The sequence below is a fragment of the Pseudomonas imperatae genome, assembly GCF_057128625.1.
The window spans coordinates 19,567-37,538 of sequence record NZ_JBSKHP010000012.1; the positions used below are offsets into that span (position 1 = coordinate 19,567).

Below are 17,972 nucleotides of genomic sequence, written 5' to 3' on the forward strand. Positions count from 1 at the left end.
TGCCGTTTCCCCATGTTCTGGAGCTCGCCCGTGAAGCTGTACTACATCCCCGCGTCCTGCTCGCTAGCCCCTCATATCGTGCTGAATGAACTGGGCCTGCAAGCGACCTTGATCAAGGTCGACCACAAGAAGCACCGCACCGATTCGGGCGCCGATTATCTCGCGGTCAACCCCCTGGGCTACGTGCCTGCCCTTGAACTGGAGGACGGCACCTTGCTGCGCGAAGGGCCGGCGATTGTGCAATACCTCGCCGACCTGAAACCGGAGTGCCAACTGGTGCCCCCAGCAGGCAGCCTGGCGCGGTACCGGCTACAGGAGTGGTTGAACTTTCTGTCGTCCGAGGTGCACAAGGGCTTTATCCCGTTGCTGTACGCCGCCCTGGCCGGTTCATACGTGGCCACCGCCAAACCCAAGCTTGAGCAACGCTTCCACTGGATCGATGCTCAACTGGCCGAAAAGCCGTACCTTATGGGGGACGCCTTCAGCGTGGCGGACGCCTACCTGTTTGCACTGACAGGCTGGGGGCAGGCCGGCTGGTTGACTAGTTACTACAAGGCCGACATCCACTTTGACCACCTGCACAACCTTCGCGCCTGGCATGAACGGGTCAAGGCACGGCCTGCGGTTTTAACAGCGTTGCGTGAAGAAGGGCTTGCATGACCACGACCTCATTCCTTGAATTCCACAAGATGCACGCCAACGGCGACGACTTTGTCATTGTCGACGCCCGGCGCGTGCCCGTCGCCATCACCGAGCAGCTGGCGCGACGGTTGGGTGACAGAAACCGCGGCATCGGCTTCAACCAGCTTGCCGTGATGCTCCCCTGCGAGCACGCCGAGGCGCAGTTGGTGTTCTGGAACGCCGACGGCTCGCCCCTGGCCACCTGTGGCAGCGCCACCCGCGGCGCCGCCGATTTTCTGATGCGTGAGGGCAATACCGCCGCAGTGGTGGTGCGTACGGGGCGCGGACTCTTGACCTGCACGCGCACCGCCTCCGGCGATATTTCCGTGAGCATGGGCCAGCCGTCGCTTGGCTGGGCGGACATCCCCCTGGCAAGGGAAATGGACACCCGCGTGCTGCCCATCGCCGGCAGCCCTGCCGCGGTCAGCATGGGCAACCCGCATTGCACCTACTTCGTGGACGACCTGGCCACCGTGGACGTGGCCGCCCTGGGCCCCGCGCTGGAACACCATGCGCTGTTCCCGGCCAGAACCAACGTGCATTTCGTCCAGGTCATCAACCGCCAGCACATCCGCCTGCGCATCTGGGAGCGCGGTGGCGGTGTGGCGCTGGGGTCGGGCTCCTGCGCCTGCGGCGCGGCGGTGAACGGCATGCGCCGGGGGCTGCTGGACAGCGAGGTACGGGTTGAATGCGATGGCGGCAGCACGACCGTGCAGTGGGATGGGGTAGGGCCGGTGACGTTGACCGGGCCGGTGGCAAGGCTGTACTCGGGGCGCCTGGCAGACGCTTTTCTCCCCCCGTAGCAGCTGCCGCAGGCGGCGTCCCGCCCCTCACTATCCTGAAGCCCAGCAGTGTGGCGCAGCGCTGCGGCTAGCCCATGATGCACAGGTTGTAAGCGCCGCTGACGGTCAGGTGAACTGCCCGTTGGGCCTGCTCTTGCGCTGCGCCGGCGGGCACGGCGAACTGGCTTGTGTAGTAGGCCGCCAGCTCAGCGGCTGCTTGCCGCATCAACGCCTGGTGATCGGCGATAAAGCGCGGCTCGTCCACTGGGTACTGCATTGATGCCTCGGGCACGTCACTGGCCGCCCGCCACAGCGCCATGTCGTGCAACCGCACCGCCAGCCGCGTCCTGGTGTATTCACGATACAGCGAGAACCGTACCGTCCCCGGGCAATCGGGCTGCACCTGTTCTGCAGCGTGCGCCAACGCATCCAGGGCGGGCAGGGCAGGCAGGGTGGCTTCGCAGTCCGTAGCGACCAGTTGGCTGTCAATGGCCCCGCCATAGACCGAGCCCAGCGCCGCCATCAGCCCAGGGCGGCGCACCAGCGCTGCGCACGGCAAGGTCAGGGGCGCATTGGGCGGGGTGAAGGTGGCGCCGAGCGAGGCAACGCCCAGAAACAGGGCGAACGCGGCGTCCGAACTGGCGAGCTCGAGCGCGGACGCGTTATTCAACGGGTGGCCTAACGTTGGGTTGGCTTCGAGTTGGCGGACCATCGGAGCGATCATCACCGCCACCACGGCGGTGCGCTTGGTGGCGTCTTCGATGGTCGAGTAGCGGTCGATGGCCTCGTAGATCGACGCCGCCGGTGGATTGGGCTGCGTAAGCGCTGTGGCGGCGAAGCAGACGTTGACGATGTTCGTTGCCAACAGCGTGAACGCGACCCTGCAGGCAAGGCGTGACAACTTCATGGGGAACTCCCTTTCCGCAAAGCCCCCATCATAGGCCGGCAGCTCCCCCCGGAAGATGAATAAACACCCCCCGTAGCAGCTGCCGCAGGCGGCGTCCCGAAGCCCACCACGTTCACCGCGGCGCCTGGGACGCGGCCTGGCGGCCGCTGCTACGGAGTCCGGGTTACCCAGGCGATTGCGGCCAGCGCCATGCCGGCCACGTTCAAGGTCACCGGGTTGAACGCATCCGCCAGCATCCATGGCTGCACCAGCGCCACATCCACCAATAGCGCCAACAACGCCACGCCCGCCACCAGCAACGGCCAACTGCGCCCCGGCGTGAACAGCAACAACGCCGCCAGCGCCAGCTCGGCCACCCCGGCCGCCTGGGAAAACCACAGCGCATCCCCGAGGCCATGGGCCTGCAGCAACGTGCGCTCCCCAGGGGCGGTCATGATCAGCTTGGGCACCAGCCCATGGTAGGCAAACATGAACGCCAGGCCGCCACGCCCCAGCCAATGTGCCTGGCGCAGGCGGTTCATGCCGGCGCCTTGAGAAAGCGCCGCTGATGGTCCGGCGTGGGCATCAGGCACACGTCATATTTGCCGAACAGCCGGTAGCGGTTGAGCGCGATGCGGTCGTAGGCCCAGTCGCGCAACCACAATGGGCAAACGCGCAGCGCCCGCAACGCCGGCCAGGGCGCAGGCAGTAGCGCCACCACCGCGAAAAACGCCTCCGAGCGCACCCAGTAATGGTGGTCGCGGATGACCGCCATGGTGTCGAACGCATCCACCGGCAGGCCGGCCCACGCCAGCAACGCCTGCCCCTCGGGCGACTGCACTGTGGCCAGGCGCACCCGCTGGCTGCGGTCATGGCGAATCAGGAACTTCGCCCAGCCGTTGCACAGCTTGCACACCCCGTCGAACAGCACCACGGTTTCACCGGGAGCCAGCAGCGGGGCGGGGGTGGGGCGGCGCAGGGAGGTGGGCATGGGTGGGGCTCGTGGGTGGGGCTGTGGGGAACAGTGTAACGCGCTATGCGCTCATTGCACTGCGGCGCCTGGGACGCGGCTTGGTGGCCGCTGCTACGGGACCGTGGACGTCTCTACAGATCCAGGCACATGCTTTCTTGATTGCAAAATGATATCGTTTTGCTTTGTCCAAGATCGTGTCAGTTCGACACATGGAATCCCGATTGGGAAAGGAAACCTGAATGTCATCCCTGCAAGCCGAAATGCTTATTGAACAGAAAGTGGCAAACGCCAAGAAGTCCACTGGCGTTGCCTACCTGTTGTGGTTATTCATGGGCGGCTTCGGCGCACACCGTTTTTACCTGGGTAAAACGGGCACTGCCGTGGCTCAATTGATCATCACCGTTATCGGTTGTTTCACCATCTTCCCGCTCATCATTACCGGCCTCTGGTTATTGGTGGATGCGTTCCTGATCCCGGGCATCATCCAGGAGCACGCGGAAAAAGCGCGCCGCGAGGCACGTCTTGAAGTAGCGTTGATTCAACAGAGTCAAGCGTGATGCGCCCTGTAGCCGCCGCCTGACAGCCGCGGCTACAACCCAGCCAGCGCCAAACCCACCCCCAACCCAATCAACGCCGCACCAACCACCCTGTCCAGCACCCGTTGCCTGGCCAGCAAACGCCCGCGCAGCGCCTCTGCCGAAAAGAACACCGCCACAACGCTGAACCACCCCCAATGCGCCAGCGACATGAACAGCCCATAGCCCAAATCAGTCGCCAAACCGTTGCTGACCTGCACCACCTGGCTGTAAGTGGCCACCACGAACAGCATCGTCTTCGGGTTCAGCGCGTTGGTCAGGAACCCCATCCCGAACGCCTTGCCAGCAGACGGGCGCGGGCCGCGGGCTATGTCCACCTCCAAGGCCGAGGTGCTGCTCAGCGACTTCCACCCCAGGTAGATCAGGTAACCCGCCCCGAGCAGCTTCATCGCCATGAACACCATCGGCGAGTGGGTGATGACCAGCGCAATGCCCAACACGGTATACAACACATGCACCTGCACCCCGCAGGCGATGCCCAACGCCGCCATCAGCCCGCTGCGGCGGCCGTAGGCGTAGCTGTTGCGGGTGACCATCGCAAAGTCCGGCCCCGGGCTGATCACCGCCAGCATCGTGATCGCCGCTACGGCCAACAACTCATTCATACCTCTCCCCATTTTGCACGACGTTTTCGCACAGGTACCGTGCGCCATGCCGCGCAGAGTGGCGCTTTGCGATAGGGAATAAAAACGATTTATAGTGCAGTAAATCTGTGAGAAATCATCGCCTATATGAAGCTGCCAGCCCTCACCGCGTTGCACTTCTTCACCGTCGCCGCGCAAACCCAGAGCTTCGTCCAGGCCGCGCGTCTGCTGCACGTCACCCACGGCGCCGTCAGCCGCCAGGTGCGGCTGTTGGAGGAGGGCATCGGCGTCGAACTGTTCGACCGCCGCAACCGCGCCATCTTCCTCAACGACGCCGGCCGGCTGCTGTACAACGTGACCGGGCCGTTTTTCGAACAGCTCGAAGGCGCCGTCGACACCCTGCGCCGCGACGCGCGCGAAGAAGTGCTGGTGGTGTCCTGCGAACCGACCATCGCCATGAAATGGCTGATCCCGCGCCTGCCGGACTTCCACGCCGCCCACCCGCACCTGCAAGTGCAACTGCTGACCGCCGGCGGCCCCATCGACTTCGCCCGCACCGGCGCCGACGTGGCGGTGCGGCGGGACGACTTCTACTGGGGGGAGGCGCTGTACAGCGAAACCATCTGCGAAGAATGGATAGGCCCGGTGTGCACGCCAGCGCTATGGCCCGAAAACCAGCAGCTGGACGGGATGCGCCTGTTGCGCAGCAAGACCCGGCCGTTGGCTTGGGAGCATTGGCTGCGGTTGGCAGAAGTGGCCGCACCGGCGTCGACGCGGTTGGAGTACGAGCATTTCTACCTTTGTATACAGGCGGCTGCGGCGGGGTTGGGGGTAGGATTGTCGTCGTTCCTGATGGTGCAGGATGAGCTGGCGTCGGGGCAGCTGGTGGCGCCGTTCGGGTTTCGGCGCGATGGGTCGAAGTATTGCCTGCTGGCGCCGCGAGGCTTCGAGGAGGGCGGAAAAGGGTGCGTTTTCCTACAGTGGATTCGCGCACAAATGGCCGCCATAAAACCCACGTAGCAGCTGCCGAAGGCTGCGTCCGACGCCCCCGCAAAACCGCAGGGGCCTGGACGCGGCCTTGCGGCCGCTGCTACGGAGTCCTGGTGTAGCCGCTGCCGAAGGCTGCAGCTGATCTGGAGGAGCACACGGCAGCCCATGGTATCGTTGGCGAACTATCGGAATTGATGCAGCCCCAAATGACCACTGACCATCTAGCGCCACTGCGCGCTGCGATCCACGACCGCAAAATAACCGCGCCTCCGCATCCGTGGATAGAGATTGCCCGGTATTGCGTAGCCGGGTTGTTTGACATCGGCTTTCATCGCGATTCAGAGCTGCTTTTGGTGGTGTCGAGTTCTGGGCGTGGCGTATTCGATTGCCTTACGGGAGCGAAGATCGCGCGCGATTATGCCGACGATGTACTGACCGATGCCTACCTGGAGTGCGAAGGAATAGGCCCGCTCGCCGGCATGAATATACGAACGTCAGGGATCAGCGGGGGCGGGCTGCCCGTTGCGTCACCGGATGGGTGGTGTGTTGAGACCGTAACGTTGAGTTGGCCGGAACATCACCTGTTGCTGGTGGAACCGGGGTCGTGGCTGTACGGCGAACGTTATAAACAGCCCTGCGCTTTTCATAAGTTGGCGGTCGAGCGTGAGTTGAGGGCGTTTGGGTTTTCCTGGTCGGGGAAGAGCTTGGTGATTGCTACATCCGGGGAATTGGTGGTTTATCGTCGGTAGGGCTTGGTCACTGCGTTTTGATCAAAAACTACCACCCATGCAAATACCGCATACTTCTGACTCTGACCGCTCCAAAGCACCTTGAGCGTCATAGACGCACGCATTGCACATCATCACAACGCCAAAAGTACAGGCGGAAGGGCGTTTGGGGTGCGCGACTTTTACCACGTGCCCCGTTGACGACATACTGGGGTAGCACTCGGCTGTCAGGCTTCCCTCACCTTTGTCGCAGGCAGCGAGGCTCAACAACAGGGGCGCCGCGCAGAGCAGGTTACGCAGGATAATCGCCATAGGCCGCCCCCCCCCCTTATTTAACAGCCATGGGCGCGACATCATCGGTCACCACCAGCGAGAACTTCATCTCGGCCGCCGCGGTGGCAACTAACGCTGCGGTATCGAGCGATACATCCAACAACCGGGCAGTAGGGTTTTCGGCGGTGATCTTGACGCCGGGGATAGTGGCGGCATTGATGTTAACCATCAACGCCTCACTGCTTTTGGCGATGGATTGCTGCAAATCAATCCTGGCGTTTTCCTGCAGTTGCTGGAGGATTTGCTCGTCAAAGACGGCGGCCACGGTTTGCCAAAACTCGTTGTCCAGCACCGTGGAGTATTTCAAGTCGTCGAGTTCGATGGCCGTCCCGCTTTCAGCGATGCGCGGTGTACTGGTCAAATAAACCCAACCCTGGGTATCGAGGAGTTTTCCCGGGAGCTTGGCAGAGATCTTGATACCCACTGCCAGTTTGCCGTTGGAGGCGTAGACATCAACGTCTTCAGGGGTAACGGCTATCTCGCCAGCAGGTGATGGCGTGCTAAACGATTTGCCCACGATGGATGTCTTCAAGGCCTGGCTGATGCTTGCGTAGGGGGCGGTCGCCCGGACGACGACGCGTAGGCCACTACTGTTCGCCGCCAGCGGTTCAAGGGGCGGTAGCGGAAGGGGATCGACATTCGACGCCTGGGCATCCACATGCGCCAAGACGCCCGCTCTCACGGCCAATTGCAGCCCGTTGTCGGTGGATTGCACTTCGGAGATGGCCAGCGATTGCGGAATAATATTGAGAAACAGCGGGCTGCTACCGGTGGCCGTAATGGGTATAACAATGGGCCGCCAGTGGGCTTGAACGGTGTCGCGCAATTGCGTGCAGTCCACGGCGCTGGCGGCCGCTCGCTTGATTGCCTCTTGTTGGCCGTTGATGGCTTGCGACGCTTTGCTGGTCAGGTCCAGGTTGACCGGGCCTGCACAGAAGCGTGGATGCCCAAACACCCCAAGGTCGATGCCGGCACAGTTTTGCCCAATGATTTCAACCTTGGCGTTGGTTACCCAATCCTGAGTGGGTGTGGCGGAGATCTGCGGGCACCAGTCACTTTTCACGGCAAGTTTGATATCGACGATGGGGCGTACGGTCGCAGAGAAGCTTTTTCCATTCAGCCTCAAAATGGAAGCTATGTCACCGTTAAGCCCTGCGTGACCATTGATATCGATCGGAACCGCAACGCGCATGGCATCGCCGTTTCTACCCACGGTCACCGGCCCGGCCTTTGTCAGCGTGGCGCTCCATGAGTGGCCGGCACAGGCTTGCCGGGTTGTAAGATAAGGAATTTCAAGGATCCCACCGCCTTTTCTCACGGTAGGGACATTGGCGCAAGGTTCGTCTCCGCTACCACCAATGGTCTGGGATGCAGGGATATTATTATTGATCGTTGTTTGTATTAAGTTGTACGGAATCGTTGTTGCGACAGTGATGAAGCTGGTTTCAAGTGGCGCGGGTGGAAGCGCCTGGCTAGCGGGTTGGGGCTTTTCAAAGATGTCGTTCCTGCCGCACGCGGATAGCATTGCAAGGAGGGTAACAAGCGTTGGTTTTAACAATGTAGTGCCCATGGTGCACCCCCTGCGGGTTTATCCAGGTTAAATACAGTTGTCAGCGCTGGCCGATGATTGTGCGTATGGCAGAATCAAGGTTGGTTAATGTGAGGGTAGCAGAGGCTTGTCTGTGTAAAGATAGGTAGAAAAATTTTTAGTGGGTATTTTTAATGCGTGTAAGTTGGGTGTTTCATTGTTGAGGCAGAAGTTGCTGTTGTTGGTGTTTTTATGAAAGTGTTTTTGCAAAGTGTGTGGGGTTGATATTATATGTATGTGCCTTGGAGGATTTTTTAAGTGGGGGCAGCTTCCGCTACTGTGAATACCAGAAGCAGCTCCCGATTTCGACTGACCCTGAACCTACTTACACTTCACCAAAACAACCCGACAAGTCCCCGGCGTCCCCCCACTTCTCCCTGCATACGTCGCACAATCGCGCACCGCCTTCCCCTCGGCAGCCTTCGCATTAGGCCCCCACGCCAACCCACCTTCGCCCTGCGTAGGCAGCGCTTTGGCATAACACCGCGAACGATCGCTCGCGCACCCCGTCATCAGCAGGGCCAGCAAAGCGGGCAGCGCCCAGGTCAAAACGGTACGGCCGGTTACTCTGTTCATTGCAAAATTCCATACAGCACGAAACGGGGTCGTTCGGCGTGAAGCCGAATGTGGAGTATTCATTATGCTATAGAATAGGCGAACAAGAAGATGAATTCTGCATGGCGGATCAGGCTGGAAGTGTGGCCAAGGGCTACCGCAGCCTGCGACGGCTACTAGCGCCCTTAGAATTTAGAGGGGGCTGCCTGTGTTCCGGCGATTTTAGTCTTGATGTTAGTTTCGCATTGTCCGTTTAACCTGCCAGTGATACTATTTTTGTGCTCTACACCCCAGGTCGTCCGAATTGCTGAACTCAACACGTTGAGCACCAATTTGGCTAGTGTGGTACCAGTATTAAAGGGCGCACCAGAAACGTAAGTTTTAGCGCAGCAGTCCTTTGTATTGACGCAGCGGATGGAAGTCGGTGATAGGCGAAAAGGGGAGCCAACAAGTTGGTTCCCTTTTTTTTGTCCAGATAGATTGCGTTTGGGCGCGATCAGGCGAATGCATTTTTGTGAGGTTTGTAGGTGTTTATTAGGGCTTTTAGATAAGGTGAGTGTGAAAGTGCGGAACATTGTTCCAGTCGTGCGATCCCTAGCTCAAGCCTGTGGTCGCGCTGGGTAAATGTGGTAACGATTGGGGTCGGTTCGTTCGATTACGACCTTGTCACCGGCCTGTATGGAGTGAGCCAGGAAAAAGTCGCCAACCCATGATCGTTTTCGGAAAATTTTTTTATCGCCTGCGATATCCGTGAATATCGCCTCTCCGATGCCGCAGTGAATCTCCAGCACAGTACCGGCGGTGCTTTCATTAGGTCCGCCTATAGAATCCGGTGGGAAGATGTCTATGATGCTGGATAGGTAGAGATGATTATTGTTAAGATTGCCTTGTGTAAGGGTTATTATGCGAAAGCTCATACGGTCCTCCATGAAAGCGGGTTTGGCTTGGCGTTTGCTGAAGTGATGTGCGCATTATTTAGGTCACTTCGGCTAGGTGGTTGTCTACTGAAAAAACTCTATTGCTTCAATCATGGCTCGCGTTTGCTGAGCGTCGTTGTTTAATAAGGCTTGATGTAAAAGCCCGGAAAGCATGGCGCAGCGAGTTGATTCTGGAATTACACAAGGGCTTAGTATGCCTCTTGATTGCGGGTAGTCTCCCCAATGGACTCCTAAGGCTTTGCTCCCTCCATTCTCTTGGTTTTTGTGGTCGTACCATCCGATGATAAGTACCAGGCCGCCGTCGGCGTGGATTTCTCGGTGATCCTTCCAATAAGAAATCATATTCATTTTTAGTCCTTGGGGCATGAGTGCCTGAGGGCAAGCTTTGCCATTGGTGGGGGCGCTGTCTTCGTGCAGTTGTCTACGTCTTTGCGACAGGCAAAATTACCATGAAAGCCGGATTTCCGTTGGTTGGAACTAGGCAATTGGCCGAGGGCCAGCGCAGCCTGCGGCAGCGGCTACGGGCCGCTGCTGCAGGGCATGGCTTACCTCACGGCAATCAACGCATCCACCAACCCCTTGGCGCCTTCGATGTGGTGCAGGGTGGACCAGGCCAGGCCTTTTTCGATGCCGTCGCCGTCGGTGAGTTCGTAGGCGGAGTCGTAGGCGCAGCGCAGCAGGTGTGCCAGGTGGCACAGGGTGTCTTCCAGGCTGATGCCTGGGTTTACGCTGAAGAACGGCTGTTGTTGCGAGTCGCGCATGCCGAAGGGCAGGGCGGTGGTTTCCTGGAAGTCGCTCATGATCAATGTCCCTATGTGTAAACCAGCGTGGCCGCCCGGGGCAGCCACGTGCAGCGCGTTGCGATTACCAGGCTTTACGCCAGCGCCAGAATTGCCACCATCGAGGCGGTTTGGCGGTGTGCAGGGCTTCGTTGCGGCGTGCGACCTCTAGCAGGGTGCTTTGATGCACGAAGTGTTCGACCACGCGCTTGGGGTCGAACTCGGTTTGGGGCAAGGGGGAGGCGTAGAGCGGGTGATCGGGGGGTGGTTTTTTGCTGAAGGGTGGATCGGGGGTTGGCTTGACCATGATGGTTCTCCTAACACATTAAAGGAGCTGCCAGTCAATGTGACCAAACAATGAGGTGGCAGCCGTGCGAGGGTTGGTCAACCGGGGTGTTAGGAACCCAGCGCATCCGAAGATGCCCCGCGCACAGCTGCCATAAAGCATCCAGACCGCTTGTGAGCGGAAATGGATATGGCGACGCTGATGCGCCTAACAACCTCGGGTGACCAAACCCGACCGCTGTTGTGCAGCGGTGGCGGGAGGTTAGTAACGAGCGGCGATGGGCGCAAGCGTGAAAATGTAAGCTAATTATTCGATTATCGCGGAACTTGTAGGAAATTTCCTAGGACTTTTCTGATGGTATTTGTATCTGGAGATGTGCGGGGGGACCGGGACGCAGCCTGGCGGCAGCTGCTACGGGGGAAGTGGGTGGCAGCTGTGTGCGGGTTGGTCAACCGGTCGCGGGCACCCGGCGCATCCGAAGACGCCCCACACACAGCCGCCATTGCGCTGTGGAAGCCGTAGGGTAATCCCCTCGGAAAATGCTGCAAGGTTGAAAGTGTAAGAGCGTGCGGCAGGGCCGCTGTTGCCGTGCCAACCCCCAGCTTGCCCCGAGGCTCGGCGTGTGCCATGGTTGTCACCTGACAACCAATTGCGCTGCACCACGTCATCAGCAAGCCACGGAGCAACAGGGATGGAATTTACCTTCACTCTCAAGTACCAACTACCCACCCACGACACCGACGCGCTTATCGAGCGCCTGGCAGAGCAGGGGTGTGACGATGCATTGGTCGGCGTAGGCCAGCCAGGGCGGCTGGGGCTCGAATTCGTGCGCGCAGCCGCCTCGGCCAGGGAAGCGGTTGAAAGCGCGTTGGCGGACGTTCAGCGGGCGGTGCCCGAGGCCCGTTTGATTGAGGCGACACCCGATCTGGTGGGGCTTACCGATGTTGCCGAGGTTATGGGGGTAACGCGGCAGAATATGCGCAAGCTGGTGGTCAGTTATCCAACCTTTCCAACGCCGGTGCATGAAGGCAGCTCTGCGATTTGGCATCTGGCCGAGGTGCTGGGGTGGATGGAGGGTAAGGGGTACCAGCAGGTGCCTCGCGTTGTGCTGGATGTGGCGCGCGTGGCGATGCAGGTGAACATCAGGAAGGAAAATGCGCGGGTGGCGGGTGATCCTGGGATGGCCGTTGCGGTGTTTTAAGGCCTGGCAGCACTGGCTACGCGATATCTGTAGCAGCGGCCGCCAGGCCGCGTCATGAGCAACGCGGACCGTAATTCAGCCAGGTACACCGAGGCGTTCTTTTCGCGGGCAGAGCCCGCTCCCACAAGGGCGCCCGCCACAGCACCAGCCAGTGCCCACGGGTTGCGTTCGGGGCTCAGGTCACCGCGTAATATTTGCGCACATAGCTTGTGCTCAACCACCCACAAGACGTGCCCTTGGCCACAAACACCGTATCCCCTGCATGCACCACCAGTTCCTCCCCGCCAGCCAACCGCAGCGTCACCTTGCCTTCAGTCAGGTGCATGAACTCATGGCACAAATGCCCACGGCTGTGCCGCTCATAAGCCGTCGAATCCCACACGCCAACTCGTAGCGGGCCCTCTTCAAACACCCCCTGCGCCCGGCACTGCGGCGCGCGGCTGATGAGGATCTTGTCATCGGGCGGCGCCGACGGGCTCAGGTGCAGGTCGCGGTTCACCACGGTCAACCCAGGCACCACGGCCGCCTCGGCGCGCGTGGCGGCAAACCAGGCCCACAACCCGTCGGCACTGGCATCCAGCGCAAACGCCGTGCCCCGCGCGATCACCAGGCAGTCCCCGGCCTTCAGCACAATCGTCTGTTCATTGCTGGTGAAGCTCAGCTCACCCTCATGCACCACCAGCGTTTCAGTGAACGGGTAGGCCGCCACGTCGTACCGGCCCGAGACGGCCGCCAGCCCCGCAGCGAAGCCCTGTTCGTCGCTGAACACGGTGCTGCGGTGCCCGCCGAACGGGTCGCCTTCTGCCAGCGCGCCTGCTTCACCGGAGTGAAACGCCGCACGCCCATCCGCAAACGCCAATACCCTTGCAACTGAAGCCGACATGTCACTTCCTCAATCAATCAACCAATGGCCTGTGTCACCAACGCAAACGCCTGCACGCCTTCGCAGGCCTGGGGTATCTCGCCGCGGCTCATGCAGGTGACGGTGTCGATGCCGGGCAGGCCGACGCTGTCCAGGTAACCTTCCAGGCCGCAGCCCACGGGAATGTCGATGCGCACGAAGGCATCCGGCACGCTGGCCAGCAGCTGGGCGATCAAGGCTTGGGCCTGGGCGGCATTTTGCGCCACCACCGGGCCGATGCAGCGGCCCCGGCCGAACGGGCGAATGATGGCAAAGGCCTGCAGCTGGCCGTCCACATCAAGGCCTACGGCCTGCTCGATGTCGGGGAACACGGCGTGCATCACCGCGCCGCGGTCCAGGCCGGTGGCGGCGCTGGCCAGGTAGCTCATGCGTGGGTGATCGTCTGCGTTCAGGGTGCGCCCGGCAGAAGCTGCTGCAACCACGCCAACGGTGCCCTGGCGCTGCTGGATCTGCCCGAACTCGACGAAGCCCATTTTCCGGTACAGCGGTGCGCCGGCCACGGTGGCATTCAATAGCGCGGTGCGCGGGCCGACGCTGTCCAGCGCCAGGTCCATCAGCCGGCGGCCGATGCCGTGGCCCTGGTATTCGTCGCTGACGATGACCAGGCCAATGGTCGACCAGCCGCCCTGGTGGCAGGCGAAGGCCGAGCCGATGACGCGGCCCTGGTCCAGGGCCACGAAGCCGTCTGCAACGCTCTGCAGCATGGCCCAGTCCTGGGCGCGGTGCGGCCATTTCAAGGCGACGGATAAAGCATGGGCAGCCGGCACGTCGGCGGCGGTCATGGGGCGGTACTGGTAATCAGTCATGCAAAGGCTCCGTTTGAGTCGCGATGGCGCCTTGTATCGCACCTGCACCAAGGGGGTGGCAATAGGGTGGGGCAAGTTCGGCAGATTGTGCAGCGCCATGAGCGCCGCGCCACATTAACTGCTTCAGTCCAGGCGGGCGCCAGCAGTAAATACCAGGGGCAGCCCAAGATAAGGCCTGCGCACGCACCTGGCGCCCGTCTTGCATTGGTCTACGCTGACGCAGAATCTGCTGTGGTTTATTGGGGCCGCCCGCGCCACCCCCGTATTTCGGGCCCAAAACAGCGCACTTTTTTGCGGTTTGCCCGCGTGTGGAGCAGGAAGCACGCTCTGCTGCCGGAGCGCGTCAAAACGGTTTTTTGTGTTTTCAAGGCTGCGCTTTAAACGCCATCTGCTGAATTCACGGTGTTGTAATGAAGTCGCTGCGCAACGGAGGGGTTGCCCTCCACGGGACTGTATACCGGGCCTTTGCGCCACAGACTTCCACGAACTCAGGAACGGCACCATGAGCTTTCTTCGCCCGAAATTCATTACCTTCGACTGCTACGGCACCCTCACCAATTTCCACATGGGCACCATGACCCGCGAGCTGTTCGCCGACCGTGTGCCGGCTGACAAGATGGACGCCTTCGTCAAGAGTTTCTCGGCCTACCGCCTGGATGAAGTGATGGGCGACTGGCAGCCCTACGACGTGATTCTGAAGAACGCCCTGGAGCGCACCTGCAAGCGCTGGAACGTGGCCTTCAAGGAAGCCGAGGCGCGCCTGTACTACGACGCCGTGCCCACCTGGGGCCCGCACCCGGACGTGACCGCCGGCCTTGCGAAAATCGCCGACAAGATCCCCCTGGTGATTTTCTCCAACGCCAGCGACTCGCAGATCATGTCCAACGTCGACAAGCTGGGCGTGCCGTTCCACAAGGTGTTCACCGCCGACCAGGCCAAGGTCTACAAGCCGCGCCTGGCCGCCTTCGAGTTCATGCTGGACAACCTGGGCTGCGGCCCGGAAGACGTGCTGCACGTGTCCTCCAGCTTCCGCTACGACCTGTTCTCGGCCCACGACATGGGCATCAGGAACAAGGCCTTCGTCGCCCGTGGCCACGAGCCGGCGGCCAACGCCAGCTACGAGTACAACCAGATCGCCGACATCGGCGGCCTGCCGGGCCTGGTCGGTCTCTGACCGTTCGCCCCTGGCTGCCACCGCGGTGGCAGCTGCACTCAACCGTGGCCCGCAGGAGCAAGACATGAGCAGTGAATCCTACTGGTTGGACACCGCACCGGCCTTTGGCCTTGGCCAGGTGGGCCCTGTGGAGGGGCAGGTGGACGTGGCCATTGTCGGCGGCGGTTTTACCGGCCTGTCGGCGGCCCGCGCGCTGGCGATGAAGGGCGCACGGGTGGCGGTGTTCGAGGCGGGCCGGGTGATTGGCGAGGCGTCTGGCCGCAACGGTGGCCAGTGCAACACGGGGGTGGCCCAGGACTACGCGGCGCTGTCGGCCAAGCTGGGCGCCACCCAGGCGCGCGAGTTTTACCAGGCCTATGAAAGCGCGGTGGCCAGCGTCGATGACATCGTGCGCAGCGAGGGCATCGACTGCAATTACCAGCGCAACGGCAAGTTGAAGCTGGCGGCCAAGCCCGAGCATTTCGCCGGCATGGCCAGGACCTATGAGTTGATTCGCCGCGAGGTGGACGCCGACGTCGAGCTGCTGTCGGCCGCAGACGTGCGCAGCGAGGTGGACTCGAGGCAATTTCACGGCGGCCTGCTGCAGCGCAACGGCGTGCAGATGCACGTCGGGCGTTTCGGCGTGGGCCTGGCGGAGGCGGCGGCGCGCAAGGGCGCGCTGATCTACGAGCACGCCGCGGTCAGCCAATGGCAGGCCAAGGCCGGCGGCTACCAGGTGCACACCGCGCGCGGTGCGGTACAGGCCGGGCAGTTGTTGCTGGCCTCCGGGGCGTCGCAGGTGGGGGACTTGAACTGGTATCGCCGGCGCATGGCGCCCGTGGGCAGCTTCATCATCGTCACCGAGGTGTTGCCCCAGGCGGTGCTGGCGCGCCTGCTGCCGGCCCAGCGCTCGTACGTGACCAGCCGCATCATCGGCAACTATTTCCGCGTAACCCCGGACAACCGCCTGCTGTTCGGCGGCCGGGCGCGCTTTGCCATGTCCAGCCCGCGTTCGGACGCCAAGAGCGGCGAGATTCTGCGCGCCGCCCTGGCGCAGATGTTCCCTGAGCTGGCCCAGGTGCGCATCGACTATTGCTGGGGCGGCCTGGTGGACATGACCGCCGACCGCTTGCCGCGCGCAGGCTCCCACGACGGCATTTTCCACTCCATGGGCTACAGCGGCCATGGCGTGCAGATGTCGGTGCACATGGGCCGGGTGATGGCCGATGTGCTGGACGGCAACGCCGCCGCCAACCCCTGGCGCAGCCTGGATTGGCCGGCCATTCCGGGGCATTTCGGCAAACCGTGGTTCCTGCCGTTGGTGGGCGCGTATTACCGCCTGCAGGACCACTTGCACTGATTGAACCTGCTTTCGCTTCAAGCACGTTCGCGGCCAACCGCGAGCCCTTCGTGTAACCCGATTATCGACAGGTAGCACCGCCATGACAGACAAAAAGGTCGAATCCGCGCTCATCACCGGCCCCGACAGCGTACGTATCTTCGAAGGCTTGAACCGTGGCATGTCGCGCCGTGAAGCGCTGCGCATGCTCGGCGTGGCCGGCATCATGGCCAGCAGCGTGGGTGGCTTGCTGGGCGGCGCCGGCTCGGTGTTCGCCGCCGAGGCCGACGCCGGCCCCGCCACCGTGGGCAAGAAGGGCGGGCGCATCCGCGTGGCGGGCATGTCCTCGTCCACCGCCGACACCCTGGACCCGGCCAAGGGCGCGCTGTCCACCGACTACGCCCGTCAGTACATGTTCTACAACGGCCTGACCCGTTTCGACTCGCACCTGGTGCCGCAGCTGGAATTGGCCGAGAAAATCGACCACACCGACGCCAGCCTGTGGATCATCACCCTGCGCAGCGGCGTCACCTTCCACAACGGCAAGTCGCTGACCGCCGACGACGTGGTGTTCTCGCTGACCCGCCACAAAGACCCGGCCACCGGTTCCAAGGTGATGCCGCTGATGGAGCAGTTCGCCGAGATCAAGGCCACCGGCCCGCTGGAAGTGCAGATCAAGCTGACCGCGCCGAACGCCGAGCTGCCGTCGATCCTGGCGGTGTCGCACCTGTTGATCGTGCCGGCCGGCACCACCGACTTCAACCTGGGCATCGGCACCGGGCCGTTCACCGTCAAGGAGTTCCGCCCGGGCGTGCGCTCGGTGGCGGCGCGCAACCCCAACTACTGGAAGCCGGGCCTGCCGTACCTGGACGAGATCGAGTTCATCGCCATCTCCGACGAGCCGTCGCGGGTGAACGCGCTGCTGTCGGGCGACGTGCACATGATCAACGAGGTGAACCCGCGCTCCACCCAGCGCATTGCTGCCAGCGCCGGGCATAAAGTGGTGGACGCGCCGTCGGGCAACTACACCGACATGATCTTGCGCCAGGACCAGATGCCCACCCAGAACGCCGATTTCAGCCAGGCCATGAAGTACCTGCTGGACCGCGAACAGGTGAAGTCGGCGGTGTTCCGTGGCTACGCGGTGGTGGGCAACGACCACCCCATTGCGCCGGGCTCGCGCTACTACAACGCCGACCTGCCGCAAACCCCGTACGACCCGGACAAGGCGCGCTTCCTGCTGAAGAAGGCCGGCATGAGCAGCGTGAAGATGCCGCTGGTGGCCTCGCCGGCGGCCACAGGTTCGGTGGACATGGCGGTGCTGCTGCAGCAGTCGGCCAAGCAGGCCGGCCTGGACCTGACCGTGAACCGCCTGCCGCCGGACGGCTACTGGTCCAACCACTGGATGAAGCACCCCATCAGCTTCGGCAACATCAATCCGCGGCCGAACGCCGACATCATCTTCTCGCAGTTCTTCCAGTCCACCGCGCCGTGGAACGAATCAGGCTGGAAGAACGAGCAGTTCGACCAGTTGCTGATGACCGCGCGCGGCGAGACCGACGACGCCAAGCGCAGCCAGATGTACAAGGACATGCAGACCCTGGTGCACGACCACTGCGGCATCGGCATCCCGGTGTTCATCAGCAACATCGACGGCGTGGATGCGCGCATCAAGGGCTACGGCAGCAACCCGCTGGGCGGCTTCATGGGCTACATGTTCGCCGAACAGGTGTGGCTGGACGCGTGACCTGAGCTTTAGCGGGCCTGTGGGAGCTGGCTTGCCAGCGAGCTTTTCCAGGCCCCCAAAAGCTCGCTGGCAAGCCAGCTCCCACAAAAACGGTGCAGGAGACGT

General features: G+C 62.0%; 21 protein-coding genes. 9 read left to right on the forward strand and 12 right to left on the reverse strand.

Annotation, left to right across the window (positions count from 1 at the left end):
• Positions 1-12: 12 nt before the first annotated feature.
• Positions 13-660: a glutathione transferase GstA gene (gene gstA / locus ACWKWX_RS16435; protein WP_483828313.1), complete on the forward strand. Its 648-nt coding sequence runs from the start codon at positions 13-15 to the stop codon at positions 658-660.
• Positions 657-1,484: a diaminopimelate epimerase gene (gene dapF, locus ACWKWX_RS16440; RefSeq protein WP_483828314.1), complete on the forward strand. Its 828-nt coding sequence runs from the start codon at positions 657-659 to the stop codon at positions 1,482-1,484. The genes gstA and dapF overlap by 4 nt, the downstream gene beginning before the upstream one ends.
• 67 nt (positions 1,485-1,551) lie before the next feature.
• Here the strand turns inward: dapF and ACWKWX_RS16445 are convergent, their stop codons facing one another.
• From ACWKWX_RS16445 to ACWKWX_RS16455, 3 genes are all read right to left on the reverse strand, one after another.
• The gene (locus ACWKWX_RS16445) at positions 1,552-2,370 is read right to left on the reverse strand and encodes a hypothetical protein (protein WP_483828315.1); all 819 of its coding nucleotides are present in this window, start codon (positions 2,368-2,370) and stop codon (positions 1,552-1,554) included.
• Positions 2,371-2,519: 149 nt separating this feature from the next.
• Positions 2,520-2,891 (reverse strand): DoxX-like family protein, encoded by a 372-nt coding sequence (locus ACWKWX_RS16450; protein WP_483828316.1) that lies wholly within the window; start codon positions 2,889-2,891, stop codon positions 2,520-2,522.
• Positions 2,888-3,340: a thiol-disulfide oxidoreductase DCC family protein gene (locus ACWKWX_RS16455; protein ID WP_473006323.1), complete on the reverse strand. Its 453-nt coding sequence runs from the start codon at positions 3,338-3,340 to the stop codon at positions 2,888-2,890. The genes ACWKWX_RS16450 and ACWKWX_RS16455 overlap by 4 nt, the downstream gene beginning before the upstream one ends.
• A gap of 221 nt (positions 3,341-3,561) precedes the next feature.
• On the opposite strand from ACWKWX_RS16455, the gene ACWKWX_RS16460 reads away from it, so the two are divergent.
• A complete protein-coding gene (locus ACWKWX_RS16460) occupies positions 3,562-3,879 on the forward strand; it encodes a TM2 domain-containing protein (protein WP_483828317.1) in 318 nt (105 codons plus the stop codon).
• A 32-nt stretch (positions 3,880-3,911) separates the two neighbouring features.
• Here the strand turns inward: ACWKWX_RS16460 and ACWKWX_RS16465 are convergent, their stop codons facing one another.
• Positions 3,912-4,523, reverse strand: coding sequence for a LysE family translocator (locus tag ACWKWX_RS16465; protein WP_483828318.1), 612 nt, complete (start codon positions 4,521-4,523; stop codon positions 3,912-3,914).
• Positions 4,524-4,649: 126 nt separating this feature from the next.
• Here ACWKWX_RS16465 and ACWKWX_RS16470 point away from each other — a divergent pair, with 126 nt between their 5' ends.
• Together ACWKWX_RS16470 and ACWKWX_RS16475 are read left to right on the forward strand one after the other, a co-directional pair.
• Complete coding sequence (locus tag ACWKWX_RS16470) at positions 4,650-5,522, forward strand: LysR substrate-binding domain-containing protein (protein WP_483828319.1); 873 nt, start codon at positions 4,650-4,652, stop codon at positions 5,520-5,522.
• Between the two features lie 176 nt (positions 5,523-5,698).
• Positions 5,699-6,241, forward strand: a complete 543-nt coding sequence (locus tag ACWKWX_RS16475) for a hypothetical protein (RefSeq protein ID WP_416423808.1) — start codon at positions 5,699-5,701, stop codon at positions 6,239-6,241.
• A gap of 307 nt (positions 6,242-6,548) precedes the next feature.
• Here the strand turns inward: ACWKWX_RS16475 and ACWKWX_RS16480 are convergent, their stop codons facing one another.
• The 6 genes from ACWKWX_RS16480 to ACWKWX_RS16505 all read right to left on the reverse strand — a co-directional run bounded on the left by ACWKWX_RS16480 (position 6,549) and on the right by ACWKWX_RS16505 (position 10,720).
• A complete protein-coding gene (locus tag ACWKWX_RS16480; RefSeq protein ID WP_483828320.1) occupies positions 6,549-8,123 on the reverse strand; it encodes a DUF4403 family protein in 1,575 nt (524 codons plus the stop codon).
• A 339-nt stretch (positions 8,124-8,462) separates the two neighbouring features.
• Entirely contained in the window at positions 8,463-8,717 is a 255-nt protein-coding gene (locus tag ACWKWX_RS16485) for a hypothetical protein (RefSeq protein WP_416423813.1), read from the reverse strand.
• Positions 8,718-9,295: 578 nt separating this feature from the next.
• Entirely contained in the window at positions 9,296-9,613 is a 318-nt protein-coding gene (locus ACWKWX_RS16490; RefSeq protein WP_483828321.1) for a hypothetical protein, read from the reverse strand.
• A gap of 84 nt (positions 9,614-9,697) precedes the next feature.
• A complete protein-coding gene (locus ACWKWX_RS16495; RefSeq protein WP_483828322.1) occupies positions 9,698-9,982 on the reverse strand; it encodes a hypothetical protein in 285 nt (94 codons plus the stop codon).
• 197 nt (positions 9,983-10,179) lie between these two features.
• Entirely contained in the window at positions 10,180-10,434 is a 255-nt protein-coding gene (locus ACWKWX_RS16500; RefSeq protein WP_416423814.1) for a DUF3077 domain-containing protein, read from the reverse strand.
• A gap of 64 nt (positions 10,435-10,498) precedes the next feature.
• Positions 10,499-10,720 (reverse strand): hypothetical protein, encoded by a 222-nt coding sequence (locus ACWKWX_RS16505; RefSeq protein ID WP_483828323.1) that lies wholly within the window; start codon positions 10,718-10,720, stop codon positions 10,499-10,501.
• Positions 10,721-11,390: 670 nt separating this feature from the next.
• On the opposite strand from ACWKWX_RS16505, the gene ACWKWX_RS16510 reads away from it, so the two are divergent.
• Positions 11,391-11,900: a helix-turn-helix transcriptional regulator gene (locus tag ACWKWX_RS16510; RefSeq protein ID WP_483828324.1), complete on the forward strand. Its 510-nt coding sequence runs from the start codon at positions 11,391-11,393 to the stop codon at positions 11,898-11,900.
• 175 nt (positions 11,901-12,075) lie between these two features.
• Here ACWKWX_RS16510 and ACWKWX_RS16515 read toward each other — a convergent pair whose 3' ends face one another.
• Complete coding sequence (locus ACWKWX_RS16515) at positions 12,076-12,783, reverse strand: cupin domain-containing protein (protein WP_483828325.1); 708 nt, start codon at positions 12,781-12,783, stop codon at positions 12,076-12,078.
• A gap of 17 nt (positions 12,784-12,800) precedes the next feature.
• The gene (locus tag ACWKWX_RS16520) at positions 12,801-13,628 is read right to left on the reverse strand and encodes a GNAT family N-acetyltransferase (protein WP_483828326.1); all 828 of its coding nucleotides are present in this window, start codon (positions 13,626-13,628) and stop codon (positions 12,801-12,803) included.
• A 502-nt stretch (positions 13,629-14,130) separates the two neighbouring features.
• Here ACWKWX_RS16520 and ACWKWX_RS16525 point away from each other — a divergent pair.
• The 3 genes from ACWKWX_RS16525 (at position 14,131) to ACWKWX_RS16535 (ending at position 17,867) form a co-directional block, all read left to right on the forward strand.
• Positions 14,131-14,802 carry a haloacid dehalogenase type II gene (locus ACWKWX_RS16525; protein WP_476300692.1) on the forward strand — a complete coding sequence of 224 codons (672 nt, stop codon included), beginning with the start codon at positions 14,131-14,133 and terminating at the stop codon, positions 14,800-14,802.
• A gap of 64 nt (positions 14,803-14,866) precedes the next feature.
• Positions 14,867-16,141 (forward strand): NAD(P)/FAD-dependent oxidoreductase, encoded by a 1,275-nt coding sequence (locus tag ACWKWX_RS16530; protein ID WP_483828327.1) that lies wholly within the window; start codon positions 14,867-14,869, stop codon positions 16,139-16,141.
• 82 nt (positions 16,142-16,223) lie between these two features.
• The gene (locus ACWKWX_RS16535; protein WP_483828328.1) at positions 16,224-17,867 is read left to right on the forward strand and encodes an ABC transporter substrate-binding protein; all 1,644 of its coding nucleotides are present in this window, start codon (positions 16,224-16,226) and stop codon (positions 17,865-17,867) included.
• Positions 17,868-17,972: the final 105 nt, after the last annotated feature.